Genomic DNA, 25,325 nt, shown 5'->3' with positions numbered 1-25,325 from the left:
GGAGTTTATGGGGAACGGCCCAATACATAAACCTCGGGTTTTCCCTTTGATGACTGTCACAGAGTGTGGGAAGTGGCCGGATAGCTTGGCCCAGATTGGCCTGGCGGTGTATCGTGCGCGCCTTCGCAGGCGGCGCGATCGGTAGTGCGTCGTCAGCAGACATCGTATCTGTTGAGATACAATGAGCGCACCATTCCCGAACGAACACGGAGCACACCCATGCAACTGACTGGAGAGATGCTGATCGGCGCCGACGCGGTGGCCGGCTCGGCCGGTACCTTGTACGCATTCGATCCGACCAAGGGCGCGCAGATCGACACGCCGGCGTTCGGCGTCGCGTCGCCGGCCGACGTCGATCGCGCGTGCGAGCTGGCGCGCGACGCGTTCGACGCGTACCGCACCCAGCCGCTCGCCGCGCGTGCGGCGTTTCTGGAAGCGATCGCCGACGAAATCGTCGCGCTCGGCGACGCGCTGATCGAACGCGCGCACGCCGAAACGGGTCTGCCCGTGGCGCGCTTGCAAGGCGAGCGCGGCCGCACCGTCGGCCAGCTGCGGCTGTTCGCGCGCGTGGTGCGCGACGGGCGCTTCCTCGCCGCGTCGATCGACCCGGCGCAGCCGGCGCGCACGCCGCTGCCGCGCTCCGATCTGCGGCTGCAGAAGGTCGCGCTCGGGCCGGTCGCCGTGTTCGGCGCGAGCAACTTCCCGCTCGCGTTCTCGGTGGCCGGCGGCGATACGGCGTCCGCGCTCGCGGCCGGCTGTCCGGTGATCGTCAAGGCGCACGAGGCGCATCTCGGCACGTCCGAGCTGGTCGGTCGCGCGATCCGCGCGGCGGCCGCCAAATGCGGGATGCCGGCCGGCGTGTTCTCGCTGCTGGTCGGCCCCGGCCGCGTGATCGGCGCGCAGCTCGTCAGCCATCCGGCGATCCAGGCAGTCGGTTTCACCGGATCGCGGCAGGGCGGGATGGCGCTCGTGCATCTCGCGAACGCCCGCGCGCAGCCGATCCCCGTCTACGCCGAAATGAGCAGCATCAATCCGGTCGTGCTGTTCCCGGCCGCGCTGGCCGCGCGCGGCGACGCGATCGCGGCCGGCTTCGTCGACTCGCTGACGCTCGGCGTCGGCCAGTTCTGCACGAACCCCGGCCTCGTGCTCGCGATCGACGGTCCCGATCTCGACCGCTTCGAAACCGTCGCCGCGCAGGCGCTCGCGAAGAAGCCGGCCGGCGTGATGCTGACGCGCGGCATCGCCGACGCATATCGCAACGGCCGCGGCAAGCTGGCCGAACTGGCCGGCGTGCGCGAGCTGGGCGCCGGTGAAGCGCCGCAGACCGAATGCCAGGCGGGCGGCGCACTGTACGAAGTCGCCGCGCAAGCGTTCCTCGCCGAGGAGGCGTTCAGCCACGAGGTGTTCGGGCCGGCGTCGCTGGTCGTGCGTTGCCGCGATCTCGACGAAGTCGCGCGCGTGCTCGAGGCGCTCGAAGGGCAATTGACGGCCACGCTGCAGATCGACGCCGACGACAAGCCGCTCGCGCGCCGCCTGCTGCCGGTTCTCGAGCGCAAGGCCGGACGCCTGCTGGTCAACGGCTATCCGACCGGCGTCGAGGTGTGCGATGCGATGGTGCACGGCGGCCCGTTCCCGGCGACGTCGAATCCGGCCGTCACGTCGGTCGGCGCGACCGCGATCGAGCGGTTCCTGCGGCCCGTGTGCTACCAGGACTTCCCGGACGATCTGCTGCCCGAAGGGTTGCAGGAAAGCAATCCGCTCGCGATTCCGCGTCTGCGGGACGGCAAGGCGGAGTGACGCGGCCGCGGCCTCGCGCGCATGCGCGGGCCGCCATGCCGGAACGGAAAAGCGGACGCGGCCGGCTGGCCGCGTCCGCTTTTTGTCGGTCGTCGCCGGGGCGGTTTCGAACCGGTGATGGAATGGGCGCGCCGGGTGCCGCAGCAGCGGCGCATGCGGGCGGAGTCTGCGCATTCGGCAGCGCTGCCGCCGACTCATCGCACGCTGCGCCGTCCCAAACGACAGCGGCCGGCAAGCGCCGGCCGCAACACGGTCGAGCAGCTTCACGACGGCGCCCGGCACGACGCCGGCCGCCCGCCGCGCTTACTGCGGGCCCATCTTCTTGATCAACACGTCGAGCTCGGCCATTTCGTCGTCGGTGAGATCGATCAGCGGTGCGCGCACCGGGCCGGCGTCGTGGCCGACCAGCTTCGCACCTGCCTTCACGATGCTCACCGCATAGCCCGCGCGGCGGTTGCGGATCTTCAGGTAGGGCAGGAAGAACTCGTCGATCAGGCGGCCGACCGTCGCGTGGTCGTCCTTCGCGATCGCTTCGTAGAACGCCATCGCCGTCTTCGGGATGAAGTTGAACACGGCCGACGAGTACACCGGCACGCCGAGCGCCTTGTACGCGGCTGCGTACACTTCCGCCGTCGGCAGGCCGCCGAGGTACGCGAAGCGGTCGCCGAGACGGCGGCGGATCGTGACCATGCTCTCGATTTCGCCGACGCCGTCCTTGAAGCCGATCAGGTTCGGGCAGCGGTCGGCCAGGCGCTCGAGCATGTCCGCATTGAGCTTCGAATTCGCGCGGTTGTACACCACGACGCCGATCTTCAGCGCGCGGCACACCTGCTCGACGTGCTCGGCGATGCCTTCCTGGCTCGCTTCGGTCAGGTAGTGCGGCATCAGCAGCACGCCGCTCGCGCCGAGGCGTTCGGCTTCCTGCGCATATTCGATCGCGACGCGCGTCGCGCCGCCGGCGCCGGCCAGGATCGGCACCTTGCCCTTGCAGGTTTCGGTCGCGACGCGAATCACGTCCGAATACTCGCGCTGCGTGAGCGAGAAGAATTCACCGGTGCCGCCCGCGGCGAACAGCGCGGTCGCGCCATACGGCGCGAGCCACTCCAGACGCTCGGCATAGGTGGACGGCCGGAAGTTGCGTTGTTCGTCGAAGTCCGTCAGCGGAAACGACAGCAGGCCGTGGGAGATGATCTGTTTGAGTTCTTGCGGTGAAGTCATGGTTGGGTCGTCCGTCTAGCGCGAGTGCTGGGTTCGTCGGGCACGCCATCCGAGCCGTAGTGGCGATGTCGTTGTATGTCATCGTACAACGCACGAATGCACTGCGCAAGCGGTTTGCTGATCTGTCAACGCTAGGGTCTATCCGGATAAGGGTTTACGCAACATCCCGGCGGATCGATGAATGTCGTATGATGACTAACGATTAAATTGGTGGCTTCCCAGGAATTCCGATGACTGCTTCCCCTCTCTACATTCGCGTGCATCCGGACGACAACGTCGCGATCGTGGTCAACGACGGCGGCCTGCCCGAGGGCGCGACGTTCGCCGACGGGCTGACGTTGCGCGAACGCGTACCGCAAGGGCACAAGGTCGCGCTGACCGATCTCGCGGCCGGCGCTCCGGTCGTCCGCTACAACGTCGTGATCGGCTATGCGCTGACCGACTTGCCGCGCGGCAGCTGGGTGAACGAGCGCACGATGCGCATGCCCGAGCCGCCGGGGCTCGACGACCTGCCGCTCGCCACGCGCGCCGCGCCGCCGCTCGCGCCGCTCGACGGCTATACGTTCGAGGGCTTCCGCAATGCCGACGGCTCGGTCGGCACGCGCAATATCCTGGCGATCACGACGACCGTGCAGTGCGTGTCGGGCGTCGTCGAGCATGCGGTGAAGCGGATCAAGGCCGAACTGCTGCCGCGCTACCCGCACGTCGACGACGTGGTCGGGCTCGAGCACACGTACGGCTGCGGCGTCGCGATCGACGCGCCCGACGCGGACATCCCGATCCGCACGCTGCGCAACATCAGCCTGAACCCGAACTTCGGCGGCGAAGTGATGACCGTGAGCCTCGGCTGCGAGAAGCTCCAGCCCGAGCGTCTGCTGCCGCCGGGCGCGATCCCCGTCACGGCCGACGGCGCGGCCGGCAACGGCGGCGTCGTGTGTCTGCAGGACGCCGGGCACGTCGGCTTCGAGTCGATGATCGACTCGATCATGACGATGGCCGAAGCGCACCTCGAACGGCTGAACCGCCGCCGCCGCGAAACCTGCCCGGCGTCGGATCTCGTCGTCGGCGTGCAATGCGGCGGCAGCGACGCGTTCTCCGGCCTGACGGCGAATCCGGCGGTCGGCTTCGCGGCGGACCTGCTGGTGCGCGCGGGCGCGACGATCATGTTCTCGGAAGTCACCGAAGTGCGCGACGGCGTCGCGCAGCTGACGTCGCGCGCGGCCAACCAAGAGGTGGCGCGCGAGATCATCCGCGAGATGGACTGGTACGACCGTTACCTGGAGCGCGGCCGCGTCGACCGCAGCGCGAACACGACGCCCGGCAACAAGAAGGGCGGCCTGTCGAACATCGTCGAGAAGGCGATGGGCTCGATCGTGAAGTCCGGCAGCGCGCCGATCGCCGGCGTCGTGCGGCCGGGCGAGCGGGCGCGGCAGAAGGGGCTGCTGTACGCGGCGACGCCCGCGAGCGACTTCATCTGCGGCACGCTGCAGCTCGCGGCCGGGATGAACCTGCACGTGTTCACGACCGGGCGCGGCACGCCGTACGGGCTTGCGCAGGTGCCGGTGATCAAGGTCGCGACGCGCAGCGATCTCGCGCGCCGCTGGCACGACCTGATGGATCTCGACGCCGGCCAGATCGCGACCGGTGCGGCGTCGATCGAGGACGTCGGCTGGGAGCTGTTCCGGCTGATGCTCGACGTCGCGAGCGGCAAGCGGCGCACATGGGCCGAGCAGTGGAAGCTCGCGAACGCGCTGACGCTGTTCAATCCGGCGCCGGTGACCTGACGCGCGCGCGGTGGCTTGCTGCGGCCGAAGCGGGCGCCTTCGCGCCCCCGTCGTCACGTCGTCATCGCGCCGCCGCGCGGCGGCCTGACATGCATGACGCGTCGCCCGCGGCGCCCGGGATCGGGTAACGTTATGCGGTTCGTTCCTGATCCCGGAGACTTGCTCACATGTTGAAGAATCTCGATCCGCTGCTGCACGCCGACATCCTGCACGCGCTGCGCGCGATGGGCCACGGAGACGAAGTGGCGATCTGCGACGCGAATTTCCCGGCCGAGTCCGTCGCCGAACACACGGTGGTCGGCCGCGCGCTGCGCATCGACGGCGCCGACTCGGCGCGCGTCGCGCGCGCGGTGCTGTCGGTGCTGCCGCTCGACACGTTCGTCGACACGCCGGCATGGCGGATGGAAGTAGTCGGCGATCCGGCCGCGGTGCCGCCCGTGCAACGCGAGGTGCAGGCCGAGATCGATCGCGCGGAAGCGCGCGCCGTGCCGCTCACGGGCCTCGATCGCTTCGCGTTCTACGAGCGCGCGCAGCGCGCGTACGCGGTGATCGTCACCGGCGAGCTGCGCGGCTACGGCTGCTTCATCTTCAAGAAAGGCGTGCTGCTGAGCGACGCCGGCTAGCGACGTGCCCGCCTCGACGGTAAGGGCTGCAGTGTAAAGATTTGCTACAACCTTTTTCTTGGACACGGCCACAAGACCCTCTATGCTGGCCCATTTGCCGCCGGCCCCGCTCGGCCGCGCGGTTCGAACCGCACGGGTGCGCCCGTGCGGACGGCCGAACTGCATACGAGGAGAGAGGCATGACGCGTTCCGTCGATTCCGGCGTCATTTTTTTCGCACGCCTGGCGCTGGCGGCGTTGTTTCTGTGGGGCGGCGTGATGAAGCTGCTCGGCTACGGCGAATTCATCGGCTATCTGCACGCGCTCAACGTGCCGTATACGCAGGTGACGGGCCCATTGATCGTCGCGATCGAGGCGCTCGGCGGCCTGCTGCTGATCGTCGGCTACAAGGTGAAGCCGCTCGCGTTGCTGATGGCGTGCTACACGATCGCGACCGCGATGGTCGGGCACAATTTCTGGGACGCGACCAACGCCACGCTCCAGCACGACATGGTGATCCACTTCTGGAAGAACGTCGCGATCGCCGGCGGCTTTCTGCTGCTGTTCGTGACGGGCGCGGGCGGCGCGAGCATCGACGCGCTGCGCCGGCCGAGTTCGTCGTACGGCGCGCTGCGCTGAGCGGAACTGATCCAGCCGACGTGCGCGGCACGCGCTGACAACGCAAAAGGGCCGAATCCCGCAGGTCGCGGGATTCGGCCCTTCGTTCATCTGCTAGGCGCGCAGGCGGCGCTCAGCGAGCGTCCGTCAGCTCCTTCGCATCCTTCGAGAACTGCACGGCAATCGCGCCGAGCACGCAGATCGCCGCGACGTAGGCGACCGGCGCGAGCGGGTTCGACTTCATCATCAACGAGACGATCACCGGCGTGAGGCCGCCGAAGATCGCATACGCGACGTTGTACGAGAACGAGATGCCCGAGAAGCGCACGACCGCGGGAAAGCTGCGCACCATCACGAACGGCACCGCGCCGATCGTGCCGACCGTGAAGCCGGCGATCCCGTAGTACAGCGGCAGCGTCGACGCGTCGGCGGCGACCTGCGCGAACAGCAGGTAGTAGCACGCGGCGAGCACGAGGCCGCCGATGCCGAGCACGCGCTTCGCGCCGATCCAGCCCGCGAGCGAGCCGGCGGTGATGCAGCCGGCCGTCAGGCACAGCGTCGCGATGCTGTTCGCGAACAGCGTGGTCGCGGGCGCCAGATGGAACTGCTTCTGCAGCAGCGCGGGCGTCATCAGGATCACGACGACGATCGCCGCCGACAGCATCCAGGTGAGCAGCATCGACACGATCACCGCGCGGCCGTGGTCGCGCAGCACGGCTTTCAGCGGAATCTCGGCCGCGAGCGCCTTCTTCGCCTTCATCTCCGCGAACACCGGCGTTTCGTGCAGCCAGCGGCGCAGGTATACGGAGAACAGGCCGAACACGCCGCCGAGCAGGAACGGAATGCGCCACGCGAACGCGGTCACTTCGGCGCCCGAGTAGCGGCTGTTGATGGCCGCCGCGACCAGCGAGCCGAGCAGGATGCCGGCGGTGAGGCCCGCGGTCAGCGTGCCGCACGCATAGCCGATGTGGCGCGACGGCACGTGCTCGGACACGAACACCCATGCGCCGGGCACTTCGCCGCCGACCGCCGCGCCTTGCAGCACGCGGAACAGCAGCAGCAACACCGGCGCGAGGATGCCGATCGTGTCGTAGGTCGGCAGCAGCCCCATCAGCAGCGTCGGCACCGACATCATCAGCACGCTCAGCGTGAACATCCGCTTGCGGCCGAACAGGTCGCCGAAGTGCGCCATGATCACGCCGCCGAGCGGGCGCGCGAGATAGCCGGCCGCGAAGATGCCGAAGGTCTGCAGCTGGCGTAGCCAGTCGGGAATGTCGTGCGGGAAGAACAGCTGTCCGATCGCGGGCGCGAAGAACACGAAGATGATGAAGTCGTAGAACTCGAGCGCGCCGCCGAGTGCGGCGAGGCCGAGGGTCTTGTAGTCGCTGCGCGTAAGCGCGCGTTCGGCGGCGCGAGGCACGCCGCTCAATTCAGATGCTTGCATGGTCAGGGCGATCGGTTTTCGAATGTTGTTGTCGATGCTGCGTCTCCAGGGCCCGCTATCGGCATGGACTGGCATGGACTGGCTTGGCGCGGCATGCGTCGTCGAACGCGTGCGAAGCCGGGTAGGGCACGGAGCACGCGCCGCCGCACCGGGATGGGGTGCGGCGGAGACGAAGCGTCAAAAGCGGGTGGGGGGATTCTACAGGAGCGCGAAATGCGTGCGCGGAGCGCGTGTCGACGAATGCTTCGGACGCCGTGACGCCGCAAGGCGCGCGGCGCGGCACACGGGGGAGCGTGCCGCGCCGCGCGGGACAGGGGGCGGGGATGTCGTCGAATCAGTTGCCGGCGATCGTGTCGACCGGCTTGAAGGCGCCATGCTCGACCTTGTAGATCGTCACCGGCGCGTCCTTCAGGTCGCCCTTCGCGTCGTACGCGATGCTCGGCGCCGACACGCCCTTGATCGACACCTTGCCGAGATACGGCGTATAGACCTTCGGATCGGTCGAGTTGGCGTTCTTCATCGCGGTGAGCAGCGCGATCGTGCCGTCGTACGAGTAAGGCGAATAGGTGATCACGTCCTCGTTGAAGCGCGCCTTGTAGCGCGACGCGTAGCTGGCGAAGCCCGGCATCTTCTCCTTCGGCAGCCCGCCCATGTAGACGATCGCGCCTTCGGCCGCTTCGCCGCCGACCTTCAGGAACGTCGGCGAACGCGACATCTCGCCGGTCACGAACGCCGCCTTGATGCCGAGCTGGCGCATCTTGCGGATCATCGGCGACGATTGCGCGTCGCCGCCGCCGTAGAAGATCGCATCCGGATTGACGCCCTTCAGGTTGGTCAGGATCGCGGAGAAATCGAGCGCCTTGTCGTTCGTGAAGTCGCGCTTGATGATCGTGCCGCCCGCGGCCTGCACGGCCTTCGCGAACTCGTCGGCGATGCCCTGGCCGTACGCGGTGCGGTCGTCGATGATCGCGATGCGCTTGAAGCGCAGCGTCTTCACCGCATAGGTGCCGACGATGCGGCCCGCCTGCGCGTCGCTCGTCAGCAGCCGGTAGGTCGTCTTGTAGCCGCGTGCGGTGTACTGCGGCGACGTCGCCATCGAGATCTGCGGCAGGCCCGCGCGATCGTACAGATCGGACGCCGGAATGCTGGTGCCCGAGTTGAAATGGCCGATGATCCCGCGGACGTTGTCGTCGATCAGCCGCTGCGCGACCGTCGTGCCGGTGCGCGGATCGGCCTGGTCGTCCTGCGAGTCGAGCTGGAACGTCACCGGCTTGCCGCCGATCGTCGGATGCGTCGCGTTGAAATCGGCGATCGCGAGCTGCACGCCTTTCTGCATGTCGGTGCCGTAGTTCGATTGTGGCCCGGTCAGCGGCGCGGCGAAACCGATCTTGACGACGTCGGCGGCGAGGGCGTGGGCGCCCGACAGTGCGCAGGCGGCAGCCAGCGCGACGTGCGATACCTTCAGCTTCACTTTCACTTCCCCTTGATGGCGTGGTTGGGCCGCGGCCGACCCTTCGACCGGTGCGGTAAGCCGGGCGAGACGTTTCGACCCTGCGTGGTGCGGAACGCGCCGCCACGGCGATGCGAATGCGCGGCACGCAGCGCATGCTGTGCCGGAATCGGCGTGGGCTGCGGGGGGCGGATGGACGTCTCGTAACCGTTCATTAAAGTCTAGATAGTGAAAATTCCCGCGTCTTGCGCGTTCGATGCGTGGCGCGCGACGATTTCGGCATATCGTAGATAACCCTGATATATGCTGAAATCGTCATGGGTGATGCGCAGACGGGCCAAGACGCGGGACGTCGTCGTTCCTAGGATGGCGGGTTTGGGTTGCAGGCGGCGGTGGGCGTGGCGATGGGGCGGCGTCGGGGGATGTGTGATGCCGATGAGGGCCTTGCGAGTCTTGCAGCGGTTGCGCGTACAACCTCCTGCTGCTCGGCGCGTTGTGAGCTCCCTGCAACCGGCGATTTGCGAATTGCGACGGGCGACGGGCGACGGGCGACGGGCGACGGGCGACGGGCGACGGGCGACGGGCGACAGGCGGACAGGCGGACAGGCGGACAGGCGGACAGGCGGACAGGCGGACAGGCGGACAGGCGGACAGGCGGACAGGCGGACAGGCGGACAGGCGGACAGGCGGACAGGCGGACAGGCGGACAGGCGGACAGGCGGACAGGCGGACAGGCGGACAGGCGGGCAGGCGGACAGGCGGACAAGCGGACAAGCGGACAAGCGGACAAGCGGACAGGCGACAGTCCGCCCCACGCCCTCCACCCGCCAATCCCGTAGCGATAACGTTCCGCGACGCGAAGCGTGGCGCCCCGGCCCTCGCCATCACCTCCACCGCGAGAACCACCGCACCGCGAACCTTGCGCCGCGCCGGACCGCCCGCTTCTATAATCGACGCCATCAGCCACCCCCTTCGCCGACGCCGGGATGACGACCTTGCTTGCCGCACCGCCCATGAGCCTGTCCGATACGTTGCGCTACCAGCCCGACAACGCCGATCTCGGCGCGATGCTCGCGCATTTCCGGCTGCTCGAGCCGGTGTTCGACGCGCTGCCCGACGTCGCGTTCTTCGTGAAGGATGCGAGCGGCCGCTATGCGCTCGTCAACCGAACGCTGGCGCTGCGCTGCGGCTACAAGGACAAGCGCGACCTGCTCGGCAAGACGACCGACGAGGTGTTTCCGCGCCGCTTCGGCCGCACCTATTTCGAGCAGGACATGGCGACGATCAATGCCGGCCTGCAGTTGATGGATCAGCTCGAGCTGCATCTGTATCCGGGCCGGCTGCCGGGCTGGTGCCTGACCTGCAAGGAGCCGCTGCGCGACGCGTCCGGCAAGGTGGTCGGCCTCGCGGGCATCTCGCGCGACCTGAAGGCGCACGAAGGTTCGCATCCGGCCTACAGCCGGCTCGCCGACGTGGTGCAGCACATCCAGGATCATTACGTGCAGCCGCTGAACCTGAAGCAGCTCGCGCAGATGGCCGGGATGTCGGTCGCGCAGCTCGAGCGTTACTTCCACAAGGTGTTTCACCTGACGCCGCGCCAGGTGCTGCTGAAGACGCGGCTCGAAGCCGCCACCGCGTTGCTGGTCACGCACGACAAGGTGACCGACGTGGCGGCGCTATGCGGTTATACGGATCACAGCGCGTTCACGCGCCAGTTCAAGGCGACCGTCGGCGTGACGCCGAGCGAATATCGGCTGATGCTGCAGGAACGCGCCGGTTGAAACGACGCGCGCGCCGGGGCGGCGGCGCGCAATGACGGGCGTGGGGCGGGTGGGGGAAGGGGAAGCTGACGGCTCAGCGGTAGCCAAGCCCTTTCAGGACGGCCGTGCCGTCCTCGGTCAACCGGAAGCTCGGCGCGGTATCGGGATCGAGCTTGACCATCTCGACGAGGCCAGCCTCCTGCAGCGCCGGCAATTCGGGTTTCGCGTTCGCGCCGATCGGCGCATGCAGCAGCACGAGCAGCGTCGCGATTTCGTGATGGCTGAGCAAGCGGCGCAGCATCGTCTTTTTCGCAGGTGGGGCGGCCGGGCGGCCGGCGGGTGCATCTACGGCGCTCATCGCTGTCCTCCTATTCGAGATGACCATCGGGTAACTGGTTGCGGATGGTGCCGTCGAAGACTTAAGCGATTATTAAAACTGCCGCCGGGCCGCTCATGCTGCGATGCCGCATCCGTTACTGGACGTAACGGCCGCCGTGTGCCGGCCGCCGGGCGCGCGCGTTCGGGCCTTGCCGGACGGGCGTCCGCCGCCGTATTGCTCACATAGATGAGTCCGCGCCGCCGAGCCGGGCCGTGGTATGCCGTGCCACAGCGGCACGCTGGCGATCATGCGATCCGGCGCCGAGCCGGAATCTCGCCGCTTCGCTATTTCCGGCGCTGGGCCTGCGCGGCCAGCCGCACGGCCGCATTGGCCGCGCCGTAGCCGTCGTAGCCGCCGCGCCGCTCGACGATCTCGAACGAGAAGCGGTTGTCGACCAGCTCGGTATACGCATGCAGGAATTCGCCGCCGTGCTCGTCGCGGTCGTACAGCAGATGGTGAGCGCTCAGCGTGTCGATCAGCGCGTCGGGCAGCGCGTAGCGCGCGGCGAGATCGTCGTAATAGTTGGGCGGAATCCGCAGGAACGGCACGCCGTCGGCCGCGAACGCGGCGATCGTCTTGACGATGTCGTCGGTCCGGAACGCGACGTGGTTCAGCCCCGTGCCGTGATAGCGGTCGAGCGATTCGGCCACGGCCGTATGACGGTCGAGCGACGCATTCAGCGCGATCCGCACCGAGCCGTCGGCGCTGCGCACCGCGCGGCTGCGCATCAGCCCGTACGGATCGGGCACCAGCCAACTGCGCTCCGCTTCGAAGCCGAACGCGGTCTTGAAGAACAGGATCCACGTATCGAGCGCGTCGGCCGGCAGCGCGAGGCACACGTGGTCGATGCCCGTCAGCGGGCCGACCTCGGTCGGGCCGTCGATGTCGGTCAGCAGGAAGTCCGACTCGTAGAGCGTCGGCGCGTTCGGCGCCTCGTCGACGAAATACTCGAGGCTGCCGTCCGGCGCCTGCACGCTGGGCAGCACGCGCTCGTTCGGGCCGACGCGCCCGGAGAACGGCGCATAGCCGAACCCGGCCGCGCGTTCGAACGCCACTTTCGCATCGTCGACGCGAAACGCCGATGCGCACAGCGACAACCCGTGCTGCTGGAAGAACGCATCCGCGAACGAGTCGTGCTCGGCGTTCAGCACGATCGACGCCGCGCCGTGCTGGAACAGCGTGACGTCCTTCGAGCGGTGGCGGCCCGCGAGGCGGAACCGCATCCGGCCGAGCCAGTCGCCGAGGGTCGCGGCCGCCTGCGCGTCGACCGCGAATTCGATGAACTGGAAGCCGACGTGCGCGGGCGGCGCCGGCGGCGCGAACAGCGGCTGGCCGGCAGCCGGCGCGTGCCCTTCCTGCGCGAGCCGCGTGCGCGTCAGGTCTTCCAGATAGAGCAGCGAACGGTGGCCGTCGGCGGCCGTGATCGCGGTCGGCGCGGCGCGAAAGCCGTCGTTGAAGATTTCGAGCGACAGCGGGCCCGTATAGCCGGACTCGATCACGCGCGCGGTGAAGCGGGCGAGGTCGAAGTCGCCCTGGCCGGGGAACGACCGGTAGTGGCGGCTCCATTCGAGCACGTCCATCGCGAGCTTCGGCGCATCGGCGATCTGCACGAAGGCGATCCGCTCGCCGGGGATGGCGGCGATCGCGTCCGGACAATCGTCGAGCGACAGCGTGTGGAAGCTGTCGAGCGCGAGGCCGAGGTGCGGGCTGTTCACCGCGTTCACGAGCTGCCACGCGTGGCCGTAGCGTTTCACGACGCGGCCCCAGGCGAGCGCCTCGTACGCGGCGACCACGCCGGCCGCGCGCGCGGCCTCGGCGAGCGCGCCGAGCTGGTCGACCAGCAGCGCGTCGTCCGCGATCGTGTCGGGCGACACGTTGCTGCATACCAGGATGCGGTCGGTGCCGAGCGCGTGCATCACGTCGAACTTGCGGCGGATGCGGTCGAGGTTGCGCGCGAGCTGAGCCGGGCTCACGCCCTCGAAGTCGCGAAAGGGCTGGAACAGCACGATGTCGAGCCCGAGATCGGCGGCCATGCGCCGCACGTCGGCGGGCGATCCATCGAAGTAGACGAGGTCGTTCTCGAAGATCTCGACACCGTCGAAGCCTGCGGCCTGGATGGCGGTGAGCTTCTCGGCAAGCGTGCCGGACAGTGACACGGTGGCGATCGAGCGCTGCATGGGCGAGTCCTGCGGAAGGGCGGGCATGGCGCCCGTCGCATCGAGCCGGATGAACCAGTCGTGGAATTTGCGACGAACACCATTTCCCGAATTTACTATGGGAGTTTCGGAAATTATACAAACTAACTAGTTGGTACAAATTAGCGAAAACCCGCAAAGACTTTGCGCTTGCGCAAGCGCACACTAGCGCCGAATCTTGACGTCAGAGGCGGGACCCGATCAGCGGCCCGCCCGTTCCTGGAGCAAAACCGACATGAGCAAGCACAAGGTGCTGGTGCTGAACGGCCCGAACCTGAATCTGCTGGGCACCCGCGAGCCCCATATCTATGGCGCGGAAACCCTGGCCGACGTCGAGCAGCGGTGCCGCACCGCGGCCGACCGGCTCGGGCTGGAACTCGAGTTCCGTCAGTCCAACGCCGAACATCAGCTGATCGACTGGCTGCACGCCGCGCGTCACGACACGCACGGCATCGTCATCAACCCGGCGGGTTACACGCACACGTCGGTCGCGCTGGCCGATGCGCTGTCGGCGATCGCGAAGCCGGTGATCGAGGTACATATTTCCAACGTGCATCGCCGCGAGGCGTTCCGTCACCATTCGTACGTGTCGGCCGTCGCCGAAGCGGTGATCTGCGGCTGTGGCACCGAAGGCTACCTGTTCGCGCTGCAGCGCCTGGCGACCCTTTTTGCGCAGGGAGTCGCCCGATGAGCCGCCCATCGTTTCTGATCGGTCTGATCGGCCAGGGCATCGGCGGTTCGCTGTCGCCCGCGATGCACGAGGAAGAAGGCTTCCGCCAGGGATACGGCTATGTATACAGGCGCATCGATCTCGACGCGCTCGGCGTGAATGCCGACGCGCTGCCGCAACTGCTCGATGCCGCGCAGCAGATGGGCTACAACGGGCTGAACATCACGCACCCGTGCAAGCAGCGCGTGATCGAGCATCTGGATGCGTTGTCGGACGACGCGCGCGCCCTCGGCGCGGTGAACACCGTGCTGTTCAAGGACGGCAAGCGGATCGGCCACAACACCGACTGGTCGGGCTTTGCGCGATCGTTCCGGCGCGGGCTGCCGGACGCGTCGCTCGCACGCGTCGTGCAGCTGGGCGCGGGCGGTGCGGGTGCGGCCGTCGCGCATGCGGCGCTGCAGATGGGCGCCGCCGAACTGACGATCTTCGACGTCGACGGCGCGCGTGCCATCGCGCTCGCGGGCGAGCTGCAGCAGCGCTTCCCGGCCGCGCGGGTCGCGGCCGGCGACGATCTCGCGGCCGCGATGCGCGCCGCGACGGGCCTGATCCACGCGACGCCCACCGGGATGGCCAAGCATCCGGGCCTGCCGCTGCCGGCCGAACTGCTCCACGCGGGCATGTGGGTGGCAGACATCGTCTATTTCCCGCTCGAAACCGAGCTGATCCGCGCGGCGCGGGCGGCCGGCTGCGCGACGCTGCCGGGCGGCGGGATGGCCGTGTACCAGGCCGTCGACGCGTTCGAGCTGTTCACCGGCCGCACGCCCGACGACGAGCGGATGTTCGAGCACTTTCAGTCGCTCGTCGCGCGCTGACCCTTCGACTTAGCAGCACGAAAAAAGAAACCAGGAGACAACCATGCAGCACAGCACCCACACGAGCGCGTCGTCCGCGCAGGCGGCCGGTACGGTCCGGCGGACGTCGGCGCGCTACAAGATCCTCGCGCTGCTCGCGATCGGCACGATGATCAACTATCTCGACCGCACCGTGCTCGGGGTCGCCGCGCCGCAGTTGACGAAGGAGCTCGGCATCAACGCGGCCGTCATGGGCATCATGTTCTCCGCGTTCTCGTGGACCTACGTCGCGATGCAGGTGCCGGGCGGTCTGTTTCTCGACCGCTTCGGCAGCAAGATCACCTATTACTGGTCGATGACGCTGTGGTCGTTCTGCACGCTGCTGCAGGGCTTCGTGCCGGGCGTCGCGACGCTGCTCGCGTGCCGGCTCGGCCTCGGCGTGACCGAAGCGCCGTGTTTTCCGACCAATAGTCGCGTCGTCGCGACCTGGTTCCCGCAGAGCGAGCGCGCAATGGCGACCGGCACCTATACGGTCGGCGAATACATCGGCCTCGCGTTCTTCAGCCCGGTGCTGTTCGCGCTGATGGGCGCGTTCGGCTGGCGCTCGCTGTTCTGGGTCGTCGGCGCGGTCGGGATCGTGTTCGGGCTGGTCTGGTGGAAGCTCTATCACGAGCCGCGCAACCATCCGGGCGCGAATTCCGAGGAACTCTCGTACATCGAGGCGGGCGGCGGCCTCGTGCACGGCGTCCGCAAGGACGGCGGCAAGCCGGCGCAGACGCGGTTCAGCTGGGCGATGGCCGGCCGGCTGCTGAAGAAGCGCCAGCTCGCGGGCATCTGCCTCGGCCAGTTCGCCGGCAACTCGACGCTCGTGTTCTTCCTCACCTGGTTCCCGACCTATCTGGCGACCGAACGCCACATGGGCTGGCTGAAGATCGGTTTCTTCGCGGTGATGCCGTTCATCGCGGCGTCGGTCGGCGTGATGTTCGGCGGCATCTTCTCCGACTGGCTGCTGCGCCGCGGCAAGTCGGCGAACCTCGCGCGCAAGCTGCCGATCATCGCCGGCCTGCTGCTCGCCTCGACGATCATTCTCGCGAACTACGTGAAGAGCAACGAAGCGGTGATCGCGATCATGTCGGTGGCGTTCTTCGCGCAGGGCATGGCGGCGCTCGGCTGGACGCTCGTGTCCGACATCGCCCCGGACGGCCTGCTCGGCGTGACGGGCGGCATCTTCAATTTCGCGGCGAACCTGGCCGGGATCGTCACGCCGCTCGTGGTCGGCTTCATCGTCGCATCGACCGGTTCGTTCGTCGGCGCGCTGGTGTTCATCGGCGTGATCGCGCTGATCGGCGCGCTGTCGTACATCTTCGTCGTCGGCGACATCAAGCGGATCGAACTGTAAGCATCGGCTCCACGCACCCACGGTGCATTCGCCCGGCGGTCCCTTCGGCCGCCGGGTTTTTTATTTGGCGCGCCATCGGTGCGCCCGCGCTACGCGCGCTGCATCGCGATGCCGAGCGACTCGACGGCGCGCGCGATCGCCGCGACCGCCCGGCGCATGTCGCCGGCGTCGATCGCGCCGATGCAGCCGACGCGAAACGTGTCCACCTGCGTCAGCTTGCCCGGATACAAAACGAAGCCCGTGTCGCGCACCGCGTCGTAGAAGCGGCCGAAATCGTAGGCGGGATGGTCGGGCGCATGGAACGTGACGATCACGGGCGCCTGCACGCTCGGATCGAGAAACGGCCGGAAGCCGAGCGCGCGCATCGCTTCGACCAGCGTGCGGCAGTTGTCCGCATAGCGCGCGCCGCGCGCCGGCTGGCCGCCTTCGGCCAGATACTGATCGAGCGCGGCGCGCAGCGCGGCGACGACGTGGGTCGGCGGCGTGAAGCGCCACTGGCCCGTCTGGTGCAGGTAGCGGTACTGGTCGTGCAGATCGAGCGCCAGCGACCGCGCATTGCCCGCGCATGCGTCGAGCGCGTCGCGCCGCACGATCGCGAAGCCCATCCCCGGCACGCCTTCCAGGCATTTGCCGCTTGCCGAGATCAACGCGTCGATCCCGCTGTCGGCCAGCGCGATCGGCAGCGCGCCGAACGAACTCATCGCATCGACGATCAGCCGCTTGCCGTGCCGCCGGCACAGATGCGCGATCGCGTCGAGCGGATTCAGGATGCCGGCGCTCGTTTCCAGATGCACCAGCGCGACATGCGTGATGCGCGGCTCGCGCGCGAACGCCGCTTCGACCGCCGCCGCGTCGACGGTCGCATCCTCGCCGAACGGCAGCGCGATCGCGTCGATGCCGAGCCGGCCGAGGATCGTCAGGATGCGCGCGCAATACGCGCCGTTGTGCGGCACCAGCACCACGCCGTCGCGTGGCACCAGCGTGCCGAGCGCGGCTTCGACCGCGAACGTGCCGCTGCCTTGCAGCGGCACGCACGCGTACGCGTCGCCGCCGCCCGCGATCGCCAGCAAGTCCGCGCAGACGCCGGCCGTCAGCCGGTTGAAGGCGGCGTCCCACGAGCCCCAGTCGTGTTGCATCGCGTGGCGTGTCGTGGCGGACGTGGTGAGCGGACCGGGCGTGAGCAGGATCGGATCGGACATGGTGGATTCTCGGCAAGGATCGGACGAAATGCCTGGATGGCAAGTCGGGGCAAGTTGCAGGATATTGGCAAAATATGTCATTTTGTGGAATTCGCGGCAGTCGTCACGGGGTTGTCATCGAACGCTGTGATGCTTCGCTTGCCGCGCCATCCCACGCAGCGCGGCAGCGACGCAGGCCGGCTGTCGGGCGGCGTCGACTAAAAGGAGCCGGATCGTCCCCCGGCCGTTTGGTGTTCCGCCTACGGAGAAGTGAGATGACACTGCAGAATTCCTCGCGCGCCGCTGCCGGCGCGTTCCGCAAGCTCGCACTGGCCGCGTGCGCGGCCGGGCTGCTGCAAGGCGCGGCGCTGCCCGCGCATGCGGCGAACGCGGTCGTGCTGTATACGGCGGACGGTCTCGAGAACCTCTATCGCGACGTACTGCCGGCGTTCGAGAAGAAGGAAGGCGTGCGGGTCAACATCGTGACGGCGGGCAGCGGCGAGGTCGTCAACCGCGCGAACATCGAGAAGAACTCGCCGAAGGCGGACGTGATCGTCACGTTGCCGCCGTTCATCCAGCAGGCCGGCCAGATGGGCCTGCTGCAGCCGTACCAGAGCGTCAACTACAAGAACGTGCCGGCGATCGCGAAGGCGGAGGACGGCACGTGGGCGACGTTCGTGAACAACTACTTCTCGTTCGCGATCAACCCGGACGTCGTGAAGAACCAGCCGAAGACGTTCGCCGATCTGCTGTCGCCGAGCTATGCCGGCAAGGTCGCATACTCGAACCCGGCGACCGCCGGCGACGGGATGGCCGTGCTGATCCTGACGACGTCGCTGATGGGTGAGGACAAGGCGTTCGACTATCTCGCGAAGCTGTCGCAGAGCGTGAAGTTCCACACCAAGGGCACGGGCTATCTGAACGTGCTGCTGTCGCGCAACGAGATCAGCGTCGCGAACGGCGACCTGCAGATGGACCTCGACGATGCCGAGCACGGCGCGCTGTCGGTCAAGCCGATCTTCCTGGCCGCCAAGGAAGGCGACCAGCCGACCACGTTCCAGCTGCCGTACGGCATCGGCCTGATCAAGAGCGGCCCGAACCAGGACGCGGGCAAGAAGCTGATCGACTACCTGATGTCGACTGACGTGCAAGCGAAGGTGCCGGACATGTACGGCATCCCCGGCCGTACCGACGTGCCGCTGGCCGGCAAGAACGGCGACGCGGTCAGGAAGGCGATCGCGGGCGTCAAGCTGATCCCGGTCGACTGGAACCAGGTGATGGCGAAGAAGCCGGTGTGGATCGAGCGCTGGAAGAAGGACGTGATCGGCAGCTCCGGCAAGCCGGTCGACGTCGTCAAGCCGAAGTGATGCACGCACGCCGCCCGTATTCGTGACCGAGAGGATGAACCCGGTGGACACCACCCTGACCCATCCCGGCGCGTTCGGCGCCGCCGAGCCGCGTGCGACGCTGCGCGCCGGCGCGCCGGGTGGCGTGCTGATCGAGCATCTGAGCGTGCGCTACGGCGCGCGCACGGTGCTGGAAGATCTGTCGCTGTCGATCGGCGCCGGAGAATTCCTGACCGTGCTGGGCAAGAGCGGCTGCGGCAAGACCACGCTGCTGCGCTTCATCGCCGGGTTCGTGAAGGCCGACGGGCTGACCGGCACGCTGAGCGTCGCCGGGCGCGACCTGACCCATGCGCCGCCGCACAAGCGCAATCTCGGTCTGTTGTTCCAGAATTACGCGCTGTTCCCGCATCTGTCGGTGTTCGAGAACGTCGCATTCGGGCTGCGCGCGCGCCGCATGGCGTCGTCGGAGGTGACGCGCCGCGTCGCCGACGCGCTCAAGCTCGTGCAACTCGGCGACGCCGGGCATCACCTGCCCGCGCAGCTGTCGGGCGGGATGCAGCAGCGCGTCGCGCTCGCCCGCGCGCTCGTGATCGAGCCCGACGTGCTGCTGCTCGACGAGCCGCTGTCGGCGCTCGACGCGAACCTGCGGGCCTCGGTGCGCAGCGAGCTCAAGGCGCTGCACGAGCGCTTGCCGAACCTGACGGTCGTCTGCGTGACGCACGACCGCGACGACGCGCTCGTGCTGTCCGACCGTGCGCTGCTGCTGCGCGACGGCCGGATCGCGCAGCTCGGCACGCCGCAGCAGTTGTACGACGCGCCGCGCGACGGCTATGTCGCGCGCTATCTCGGGCCGGCCAACCTGTTGCCGCCGCACGTGATCTTCCCGCTCGGCGACCCGCGCCACGACGTGCGCGACAAGGTCGCATGCGTGCGGCCCGAGCGGCTGACCGTGATGCCGCTCGCGGCGGGCGGATTGCACGGCACGGTGTCGTCGGTCGAATGGCAGGGCGCGGACCTGTCGATCGCGGTCGTGCTCGACGCGGTGCCCGACGAACCCGTGCGCGTGACGATGCAGCGCGGCCGCGGCGCGGCCCCGGCACGTGGCGCGCGCGTGTCCCTGCATTGCGAGGCAGACGATGTCGTCCTTATCGAGCCCTGAAGCCGCGCTGCCGCCGCAGGTGCGCGCGTCGGCCGCCGCGCATGCGGCCGTTGCGCGGCGCCGCAAGCGCCTGGGCGACCTGCACCTCGTCGCGCTCGCGACCGTCGTGCTCGGCCCGCTCGTCGTCTATCCGCTGGCGCGCCTCGTGCTGCTGAGCGTCTCCGGCGATCACGGCCCGAGCCTTGCCGCGTATCGCGCCTTCTTCGGCAATCCCGAGATGCGCAACGTGCTGCTGACGACCGTCGGCGTGCTGTTCGCGAGCGCCGGCACCGCGTCGGTGCTCGGCGTGCTGCTGGCCGCGCTGTTGTTCTTCAGGCCGTTCCCGGGCGCGTCGCTCGTCACGCGCTTCCTCGAACTGTACGTCGCGTTCCCGTCGTTCCTCGTCGCGTTCACGCTGATCTTCCTGTACGGCTCGCAAGGCTCGATCGGCGTCGCGTTGCAGCAGCTGTTCCATCTCGAGCAACCGCCGCTCGATTTTCTGTTCGGCATCGGCGGCGTGATCCTCGCGCAGACCGTGTTCTACACGCCGTTCGTCGTGCGGCCGACGCTCGCGTCGTTCGCGACGCTCGACCTGCGGCTCGTCGAAGCCGCGCGCAGCCTCGGCGCGTCCGGCACGATGCTCGCGCGCCGCGTCGTGCTGCCGATCGCATGGCCGGGCATCGCGGCCGGCACCGTGCTGTGCTTCCTGCTCACGCTGAACGAGTTCGGGATTCTGCTCGTGCTCGGCAGCGCGCGCCTGGTGACGCTGCCGGTCGCCATCTACAGCAGCGCGACCGTCGATCTCGATTTGCCGACCGCGTCGGCCGGCGCGGTCGTGATGCTCGCGCTGTCGCTCGCGCTCTATGCGGTTTATCGCCGGGTGAACCGGCGTGCGACGGGAGGAAACGATGTCCGCTGAATTCCGTATCGGGCAAGCGGTGCCGCGCCGCCGGACCGACTGGAGCGACACGCTGCTCAAGCATGCATCGCGCGCGGCGCTCGCGCTGGCCGCGTTCGCGTGCTTCTGGCTGTTCGTGCTGCCGGTCGTCGTCGTCGCGCTGTCGAGCGTGGCGACGCGGTGGTCGGGTACGATCCTGCCGGCCGGCTACAGCCTGCGCTGGTTCGAACGGCTCGGCGCGCCGGAATACGACGCGCTGCTGACGAGCCTCGAAATCGGCTTCGGCGTGGCCGCACTCGGCACGATCGTCGGCCTATGGCTCGCGCTCGCGCTCCAAGGGCGCGACCGACGCGGCGTCGGCGCCGTCGTCGACGCGCTCGTGATGGTGCCGAACGGCGTGCCGAGCGTCGTGCTCGGGCTCGCGGTGCTGATTGCGTACCACCAGAAGCCGCTCGACCTGTCGAGCTCCGCCGCGATCGTCGTGCTGGTGCAGCTCGCGCTGATTCTGCCGTTCTGCTATCGCTGCGCGGCCGCCGCGCTGCGCCCCGAGTTGACCGTGCTGCGCGAAGCCGCGGCGAGCCTCGGCGCGCCGCCCGCGATGGTGCTGCGCCGCGTGCTGCTGCCGCAGCTCGTGCCGGCGCTGCGCGCGAGTCTCGCGCTCGGCTTCGCGTTGTCGCTCGGCGAGCTCGGCGCGACGCTGACCGTCTATCCGCCCGGTTTCGCGACCGTGCCGATCGTCGTGATCGGCCAGGTCGAGCGCGGTTATTACCTTCCCGCATCGGCGCTGTCGCTGCTGATGCTCGGCGCGTCGCTCGCGGCGCTGCTGCTGATCGCCGCGCGCGTGCCGCGCGGCACGAGGGCTGCATCATGAACGCCGCATTCTCCTTGCGATTGCCCGGTGAGCACGTGCGTGCCGGCAACCTGTCGGCCGATCTCGCGGCGCGTCACGTCGACGTGAACGGCCGGCGCTACCGGCTGCCGGTCGAGCCGACGGTCGTCGTCTGCGTCGACGGCTGCGAGTACGACTATCTTGAGCGCGCGGTGGCGGCCGGCGTCGCGCCGTTCCTCGGCCGCATGATCGCGGAAGGCACCGCGTGGCGCGCCGACAGCGTCGTGCCGACCTTCACGAACCCGAACAACCTGTCGATCGTTTGCGGCGTGCCGCCGTCGGTGCACGGCATCTGCGGCAACTACTTCTGGGACGCGACCGCCGACGGCGGCCGCGGCGCCGAAGTGATGATGAACGATCCGTCCTACCTGCGCGCCGGCACGCTGCTCGCGGCGGCGTCCGACGCCGGCGCGCGCGTGGCCGTGGTCACCGCGAAGGACAAGCTGCGCCGGCTGCTCGGCTGGCGGATGAACGGCATCTGCTTTTCCGCCGAGAAGGCCGCCCAGGCCAATCTCGCGGAAAACGGCATCGTCGACGTGCTCGACTGGGTCGGCCTGCCGTCACCCGATGTATACAGCGCGGCGCTGTCCGAATTCGTGTTCGCGGCCGGCGTGCGGCTGGCGCAGACGCGGCAGGTCGATCTGATGTACCTGTCGACCACCGACTACGTGCAGCACAAGTGCGAGCCCGGCAGCGCGGGCGCGAACGCGTTCTACGCGATGATGGACCGCTATCTCGCGCAACTCGACGCGCTCGGCTGGGCGATCGGGCTCACGGCCGACCACGGGATGAACGCGAAGCACGATCCGGCCACCGGCCGTCCGAACGTGGTCTATCTGCAGGACGCGTTCGACCGCTGGTTCGGCGCGCAGTCCGCGCGCGTGATCCTGCCGATCACCGACCCGTACGTCGTGCATCACGGCGCGCTCGGCTCGTTCGCGACGGTCTACCTCGCGCCGGGTGTCGACCGGACCGACGCGATGTGGCGCATCGGCGACCTCGACGGCATCGAGCTCGTGCTCGACAACGCGGAAGCCGCCGCGCGCTTCGAGCTGCCGGCCGACCGGATCGGCGATCTCGTGGTGGTCGCGCGCCGCGACACGGCCGTCGGCACGCGCGAGCGCGAGCACGACCTGTCCGGCCTGACCGTGCCGCTGCGCTCGCATGGCGGCGTGTCCGAGCAGGAAGTGCCGCTGATCTTCAACCGCCGGATCGAGCCGCGCGACCCGGCGCGCCGTCCGCGCAACTTCGACGTTTTCGATTTCGTGCTGAACCGGATCGCGTCATGATCGTTCATCCGCGCCAGGATCATCCGGCGTTCCGCGCCGAGGCGCTGCGCTGGTGCGGCACGCGCGCCTCGCGCGCCCGCGTGTTCGACATCGACGATCCGTACACCGGCACGCGCGTCGGGACCGCGCCGCTGGCGAGCGTCGACGACGTGCGCGCCGCGTTCGACTACGCGATCGCGTATCGGCCCGCGCTCACGCGCTACGAGCGCTCGCAGATCCTCGAACGTGCGGCGGCGCTGCTGCGCGCGCGCTGCGAGGAGGCGTCCGACCTCATCACGCTCGAGTCCGGGTTGTCGAAGCAGGACTCCCGCTACGAGATCGGCCGCGTCGCCGACGTGCTGAAGTTCGCGTCCGCCGAGGCGCTGCGCGACGACGCGCAGAGCTTCTCGTGCGATCTGACGCCGCACGGCAAGGCGCGTCGCGTGTTCTCGCAGCGGCAGCCGCTCGACGGCGTGATCGTCGCGATCACGCCGTTCAATCACCCGATGAACCAGGTCGCGCACAAGATCGCGCCGGCGATCGCCACCAACAACCGCGTGATCGTGAAGCCGTCGGAGAAGGTGCCGCTGTCGGCGTTCTATCTGGCCGATCTGCTTTACGAAGCCGGCTTGCCGGAGCCGATGCTGCAGGTGCTGACCGGCGACCCGCGCGAAATCGCCGATGAGCTCGTCACGCATCCGCACGCAGCGCTGATCACGTTCACGGGCGGCGTGTCGATCGGCAAGGCGATCGCGGCCCGGGCCGGCTACCGGCGCATCGTGCTGGAGCTGGGCGGCAACGATCCGCTGATCGTGCTCGACGATGCGGATCTCGAGCGCGCCGCATCGCTGGCCGTGGTGGGTTCGTACCGTAACTCCGGGCAGCGCTGCACGGCGGTCAAGCGGATCCTGGTGCAGCGCTCGATCGCGCCGGCGTTCACCGAGCTGCTCGTCGAAAAGACGCGCGCGTGGAAGTACGGCGATCCGTTCGACGTCGCGAACGAGATGGGAACGGTGATCGACGCCGCGGCGGCGCGCCTGTTCGAGGCGCGTGTCGAAGAAGCCGTCGCGCACGGCGCGCGGCTGTTGACGGGCAACGTTCGGCGCGGTGCGCTGTATGCACCGACCGTGCTCGACGACGTCGATCCGTCGATGACGATCGTGCGTGAGGAGACGTTCGGTCCCGTGTCGCCGGTGATCGCGTTCGACACGATCGACGACGCGATCCGCATCAGCAACGGCACGGCGTTCGGGTTGTCGTCGGGCGTGTGTACGGACAGCACGGCGGCGGTCGTGCGGTTCGTGAACGAACTGAAGGTGGGCACAGTGAACGTGTGGGAGGTGCCCGGCTACCGGATCGAGCTGTCGCCGTTCGGCGGCATCAAGGATTCGGGGCTCGGCTACAAGGAAGGCGTTCAGGAGGCGATGAAGAGCTTCACGAACCTGAAGACGTTCTCGCTGCCGTGGGAGTAGGCGGATGGCACTGACCGTGGACGAGATCGACGGGCTGTATCGCGCGCACGGTCATGTCGCGTACAGCGGCGAACCGGTGACGCAGCTGGAGCATGCGCTGCAGTGCGGCTTGCTGGCGGAGGAAGCCGGCGCGGACGACGCGCTGATCGCGGCGGCGTTCCTCCACGATCTCGGGCATCTGCTGAACCGGCAGGGCGACACGCCGAGCGCACGCGGCATCGACGATCTGCACCAGTATTACGTGCTGCCGTTCCTGCGGCCGCTGTTCGGCGACGCGGTGCTGGAGCCGATCCGGCTGCACGTCGACGCAAAGCGCTGCCTGTGCCGTACGGAAGCGGGCTACGTCGACGGCCTGTCGGCGGATTCGGTGCGCAGCCTCGCGCTGCAGGGCGGCATCTTCGATGACGACGAGGCGGCGGCATTCCTGCGGCGCCCGTTCGCCGCGGATGCGCTGCGCCTGCGCCGCTGGGACGACAGGGCCAAGGAGCAGGGCAAGGTCACGCCGGGCCTTGATCACTATATGGAAATCGTGGCCCGCCAGGCGCGGACGGGCTGACTGCTCGACTGTTTGTATATAAAGCCCCGCACGCGGTAGCGTGCGGGGCTTTATATATTTCACGAAACCCCTTGCGCGATTGCCGTGAGCTGCATAGAATCACGCCTCTTTCGCGCTACCGGAAACGCGGCGCGGAAGAAGAAGGGAAGCGGTGCGGTTGGGTGGATGTAGTGACCCAGGTGCACACGAAGCTGAACCCCTCACCGTCACAACGAAGCAGTTCAAAAAGTTGTTGACGAGTGAAGAAAGACGGTTCATAATCTCGCTTCTCTGCTGCTGAAAACGCAGCGCTGCTGAGAAACACGAAGTTCCTCGCAGAAATGCTCTTTAAAAATTAACAGCCGATAAGTGTGGGCGCTTGATGGAAGCGAGCTGATCCTCGGATCAGAAAGCGAAAGTATCAAGAGTCTCACA

21 protein-coding genes are annotated in these 25,325 nt (G+C 68.2%); 15 read left to right on the top strand and 6 right to left on the bottom strand.

Going from position 1 to position 25,325, the window contains the following annotated elements; genetic code table 11:
* Positions 1–219 precede the first annotated feature (219 nt).
* Positions 220–1,797: an aldehyde dehydrogenase (NADP(+)) gene (locus EX20_RS09200; protein ID WP_034193348.1), complete on the top strand. Its 1,578-nt coding sequence runs from the start codon at positions 220–222 to the stop codon at positions 1,795–1,797.
* A 303-nt stretch (positions 1,798–2,100) separates the two neighbouring features.
* On the opposite strand, the gene kdgD is transcribed toward EX20_RS09200, so the two are convergent.
* Positions 2,101–3,015 (bottom strand): 5-dehydro-4-deoxyglucarate dehydratase, encoded by a 915-nt coding sequence (gene kdgD, locus EX20_RS09195; RefSeq protein WP_011880909.1) that lies wholly within the window; start codon positions 3,013–3,015, stop codon positions 2,101–2,103.
* 230 nt (positions 3,016–3,245) lie between these two features.
* Here kdgD and garD point away from each other — a divergent pair, with 230 nt between their 5' ends.
* The 3 genes from garD to EX20_RS09180 all read left to right on the top strand — a co-directional run bounded on the left by garD (position 3,246) and on the right by EX20_RS09180 (position 6,039).
* A complete protein-coding gene (gene garD, locus EX20_RS09190; RefSeq protein ID WP_034193347.1) occupies positions 3,246–4,799 on the top strand; it encodes a galactarate dehydratase in 1,554 nt (517 codons plus the stop codon).
* Between the two features lie 167 nt (positions 4,800–4,966).
* Positions 4,967–5,422 (top strand): RbsD/FucU family protein, encoded by a 456-nt coding sequence (locus EX20_RS09185; protein ID WP_011880907.1) that lies wholly within the window; start codon positions 4,967–4,969, stop codon positions 5,420–5,422.
* A gap of 179 nt (positions 5,423–5,601) precedes the next feature.
* Entirely contained in the window at positions 5,602–6,039 is a 438-nt protein-coding gene (locus EX20_RS09180) for a DoxX family protein (protein ID WP_011880906.1), read from the top strand.
* Positions 6,040–6,151: 112 nt separating this feature from the next.
* On the opposite strand, the gene EX20_RS09175 is transcribed toward EX20_RS09180, so the two are convergent.
* Together EX20_RS09175 and EX20_RS09170 are read right to left on the bottom strand one after the other, a co-directional pair.
* Positions 6,152–7,462 carry an MFS transporter gene (locus EX20_RS09175; protein WP_014724073.1) on the bottom strand — a complete coding sequence of 437 codons (1,311 nt, stop codon included), beginning with the start codon at positions 7,460–7,462 and terminating at the stop codon, positions 6,152–6,154.
* Positions 7,463–7,796: 334 nt separating this feature from the next.
* Positions 7,797–8,933, bottom strand: a complete 1,137-nt coding sequence (locus tag EX20_RS09170) for a branched-chain amino acid ABC transporter substrate-binding protein (RefSeq protein ID WP_034193437.1) — start codon at positions 8,931–8,933, stop codon at positions 7,797–7,799.
* Positions 8,934–9,898: 965 nt separating this feature from the next.
* Here EX20_RS09170 and EX20_RS09165 point away from each other — a divergent pair.
* Positions 9,899–10,693, top strand: a complete 795-nt coding sequence (locus EX20_RS09165) for an AraC family transcriptional regulator (protein WP_011880903.1) — start codon at positions 9,899–9,901, stop codon at positions 10,691–10,693.
* Between the two features lie 73 nt (positions 10,694–10,766).
* On the opposite strand, the gene EX20_RS09160 is transcribed toward EX20_RS09165, so the two are convergent.
* Both EX20_RS09160 and EX20_RS09155 read right to left on the bottom strand, forming a co-directional pair.
* Positions 10,767–11,030 (bottom strand): hypothetical protein, encoded by a 264-nt coding sequence (locus tag EX20_RS09160; RefSeq protein WP_011880902.1) that lies wholly within the window; start codon positions 11,028–11,030, stop codon positions 10,767–10,769.
* A 305-nt stretch (positions 11,031–11,335) separates the two neighbouring features.
* On the bottom strand, positions 11,336–13,228 hold the full coding sequence (locus EX20_RS09155) for a bifunctional sugar phosphate isomerase/epimerase/4-hydroxyphenylpyruvate dioxygenase family protein (protein ID WP_034193346.1): 1,893 nt from the start codon (positions 13,226–13,228) through the stop codon (positions 11,336–11,338).
* 253 nt (positions 13,229–13,481) lie between these two features.
* On the opposite strand from EX20_RS09155, the gene aroQ reads away from it, so the two are divergent.
* From aroQ to EX20_RS09140, 3 genes are read left to right on the top strand one after another with little or no spacing between them, the layout of a single operon-like run.
* Entirely contained in the window at positions 13,482–13,937 is a 456-nt protein-coding gene (aroQ, locus tag EX20_RS09150; protein WP_034193345.1) for a type II 3-dehydroquinate dehydratase, read from the top strand.
* A complete protein-coding gene (locus tag EX20_RS09145; RefSeq protein WP_014724070.1) occupies positions 13,934–14,788 on the top strand; it encodes a shikimate dehydrogenase in 855 nt (284 codons plus the stop codon). Before aroQ ends, EX20_RS09145 begins: the two co-directional genes overlap by 4 nt.
* A 43-nt stretch (positions 14,789–14,831) precedes the next feature.
* Positions 14,832–16,166 carry an MFS transporter gene (locus EX20_RS09140; protein WP_011880898.1) on the top strand — a complete coding sequence of 445 codons (1,335 nt, stop codon included), beginning with the start codon at positions 14,832–14,834 and terminating at the stop codon, positions 16,164–16,166.
* 89 nt (positions 16,167–16,255) lie between these two features.
* Here EX20_RS09140 and EX20_RS09135 read toward each other — a convergent pair whose 3' ends face one another.
* Positions 16,256–17,365, bottom strand: coding sequence for a 2-aminoethylphosphonate--pyruvate transaminase (locus tag EX20_RS09135; RefSeq protein WP_034193344.1), 1,110 nt, complete (start codon positions 17,363–17,365; stop codon positions 16,256–16,258).
* 254 nt (positions 17,366–17,619) lie between these two features.
* Here EX20_RS09135 and phnS point away from each other — a divergent pair, with 254 nt between their 5' ends.
* From phnS to EX20_RS09100, 7 genes are read left to right on the top strand one after another with little or no spacing between them, the layout of a single operon-like run.
* Positions 17,620–18,711 (top strand): 2-aminoethylphosphonate ABC transporter substrate-binding protein, encoded by a 1,092-nt coding sequence (gene phnS, locus EX20_RS09130; protein WP_011880896.1) that lies wholly within the window; start codon positions 17,620–17,622, stop codon positions 18,709–18,711.
* 34 nt (positions 18,712–18,745) lie between these two features.
* Positions 18,746–19,849: a 2-aminoethylphosphonate ABC transport system ATP-binding subunit PhnT gene (phnT, locus tag EX20_RS09125; RefSeq protein WP_034193343.1), complete on the top strand. Its 1,104-nt coding sequence runs from the start codon at positions 18,746–18,748 to the stop codon at positions 19,847–19,849.
* Complete coding sequence (gene phnU / locus EX20_RS09120; protein ID WP_034193342.1) at positions 19,827–20,747, top strand: 2-aminoethylphosphonate ABC transporter permease subunit; 921 nt, start codon at positions 19,827–19,829, stop codon at positions 20,745–20,747. The genes phnT and phnU overlap by 23 nt, the downstream gene beginning before the upstream one ends.
* Positions 20,737–21,597: a 2-aminoethylphosphonate ABC transport system, membrane component PhnV gene (gene phnV / locus EX20_RS09115; RefSeq protein ID WP_034193341.1), complete on the top strand. Its 861-nt coding sequence runs from the start codon at positions 20,737–20,739 to the stop codon at positions 21,595–21,597. The genes phnU and phnV overlap by 11 nt, the downstream gene beginning before the upstream one ends.
* Complete coding sequence (gene phnA, locus EX20_RS09110; RefSeq protein ID WP_034193340.1) at positions 21,594–22,904, top strand: phosphonoacetate hydrolase; 1,311 nt, start codon at positions 21,594–21,596, stop codon at positions 22,902–22,904. The genes phnV and phnA overlap by 4 nt, the downstream gene beginning before the upstream one ends.
* Positions 22,901–24,355 carry a phosphonoacetaldehyde dehydrogenase gene (gene phnY / locus EX20_RS09105; protein WP_014724066.1) on the top strand — a complete coding sequence of 485 codons (1,455 nt, stop codon included), beginning with the start codon at positions 22,901–22,903 and terminating at the stop codon, positions 24,353–24,355. The genes phnA and phnY overlap by 4 nt, the downstream gene beginning before the upstream one ends.
* 4 nt (positions 24,356–24,359) lie before the next feature.
* Complete coding sequence (locus tag EX20_RS09100) at positions 24,360–24,911, top strand: phosphonate degradation HD-domain oxygenase (RefSeq protein ID WP_034193339.1); 552 nt, start codon at positions 24,360–24,362, stop codon at positions 24,909–24,911.
* Positions 24,912–25,325: the final 414 nt, after the last annotated feature.

The sequence above is a fragment of the Burkholderia sp. WP42 genome (genome assembly GCF_000745665.1).
Taxonomy (GTDB): Bacteria; Pseudomonadota; Gammaproteobacteria; order Burkholderiales; family Burkholderiaceae; genus Burkholderia; species Burkholderia vietnamiensis.
The sequence above is the reverse complement of the archived record's forward strand: the minus strand, read 5'-3'. Positions and strand labels throughout refer to the sequence as shown.

Excerpts from the sequence above, each read along its gene's own strand:
- EX20_RS09155 (WP_034193346.1), bottom strand. The coding sequence starts at position 13,228 with ATGCAGCGCTCGATCGCCACCGTGTCACTGTCCGGCACGCTTGCCGAG.
- EX20_RS09200 (WP_034193348.1), top strand. The coding sequence starts at position 220 with ATGCAACTGACTGGAGAGATGCTGATCGGCGCCGACGCGGTGGCCGGC.
- phnS (WP_011880896.1), top strand. The coding sequence starts at position 17,620 with ATGACACTGCAGAATTCCTCGCGCGCCGCTGCCGGCGCGTTCCGCAAG.
- kdgD (WP_011880909.1), bottom strand. The coding sequence starts at position 3,015 with ATGACTTCACCGCAAGAACTCAAACAGATCATCTCCCACGGCCTGCTG.
- garD (WP_034193347.1), top strand. The coding sequence starts at position 3,246 with ATGACTGCTTCCCCTCTCTACATTCGCGTGCATCCGGACGACAACGTC.
- EX20_RS09100 (WP_034193339.1), top strand. The coding sequence starts at position 24,360 with ATGGCACTGACCGTGGACGAGATCGACGGGCTGTATCGCGCGCACGGT.
- phnA (WP_034193340.1), top strand. The coding sequence starts at position 21,594 with ATGAACGCCGCATTCTCCTTGCGATTGCCCGGTGAGCACGTGCGTGCC.
- EX20_RS09160 (WP_011880902.1), bottom strand. The coding sequence starts at position 11,030 with ATGAGCGCCGTAGATGCACCCGCCGGCCGCCCGGCCGCCCCACCTGCG.
- EX20_RS09145 (WP_014724070.1), top strand. The coding sequence starts at position 13,934 with ATGAGCCGCCCATCGTTTCTGATCGGTCTGATCGGCCAGGGCATCGGC.
- phnV (WP_034193341.1), top strand. The coding sequence starts at position 20,737 with ATGTCCGCTGAATTCCGTATCGGGCAAGCGGTGCCGCGCCGCCGGACC.
- phnU (WP_034193342.1), top strand. The coding sequence starts at position 19,827 with ATGTCGTCCTTATCGAGCCCTGAAGCCGCGCTGCCGCCGCAGGTGCGC.
- EX20_RS09175 (WP_014724073.1), bottom strand. The coding sequence starts at position 7,462 with ATGCAAGCATCTGAATTGAGCGGCGTGCCTCGCGCCGCCGAACGCGCG.
- phnY (WP_014724066.1), top strand. The coding sequence starts at position 22,901 with ATGATCGTTCATCCGCGCCAGGATCATCCGGCGTTCCGCGCCGAGGCG.
- phnT (WP_034193343.1), top strand. The coding sequence starts at position 18,746 with ATGAACCCGGTGGACACCACCCTGACCCATCCCGGCGCGTTCGGCGCC.
- EX20_RS09140 (WP_011880898.1), top strand. The coding sequence starts at position 14,832 with ATGCAGCACAGCACCCACACGAGCGCGTCGTCCGCGCAGGCGGCCGGT.
- EX20_RS09185 (WP_011880907.1), top strand. The coding sequence starts at position 4,967 with ATGTTGAAGAATCTCGATCCGCTGCTGCACGCCGACATCCTGCACGCG.
- EX20_RS09165 (WP_011880903.1), top strand. The coding sequence starts at position 9,899 with ATGACGACCTTGCTTGCCGCACCGCCCATGAGCCTGTCCGATACGTTG.
- EX20_RS09135 (WP_034193344.1), bottom strand. The coding sequence starts at position 17,365 with ATGTCCGATCCGATCCTGCTCACGCCCGGTCCGCTCACCACGTCCGCC.
- aroQ (WP_034193345.1), top strand. The coding sequence starts at position 13,482 with ATGAGCAAGCACAAGGTGCTGGTGCTGAACGGCCCGAACCTGAATCTG.
- EX20_RS09180 (WP_011880906.1), top strand. The coding sequence starts at position 5,602 with ATGACGCGTTCCGTCGATTCCGGCGTCATTTTTTTCGCACGCCTGGCG.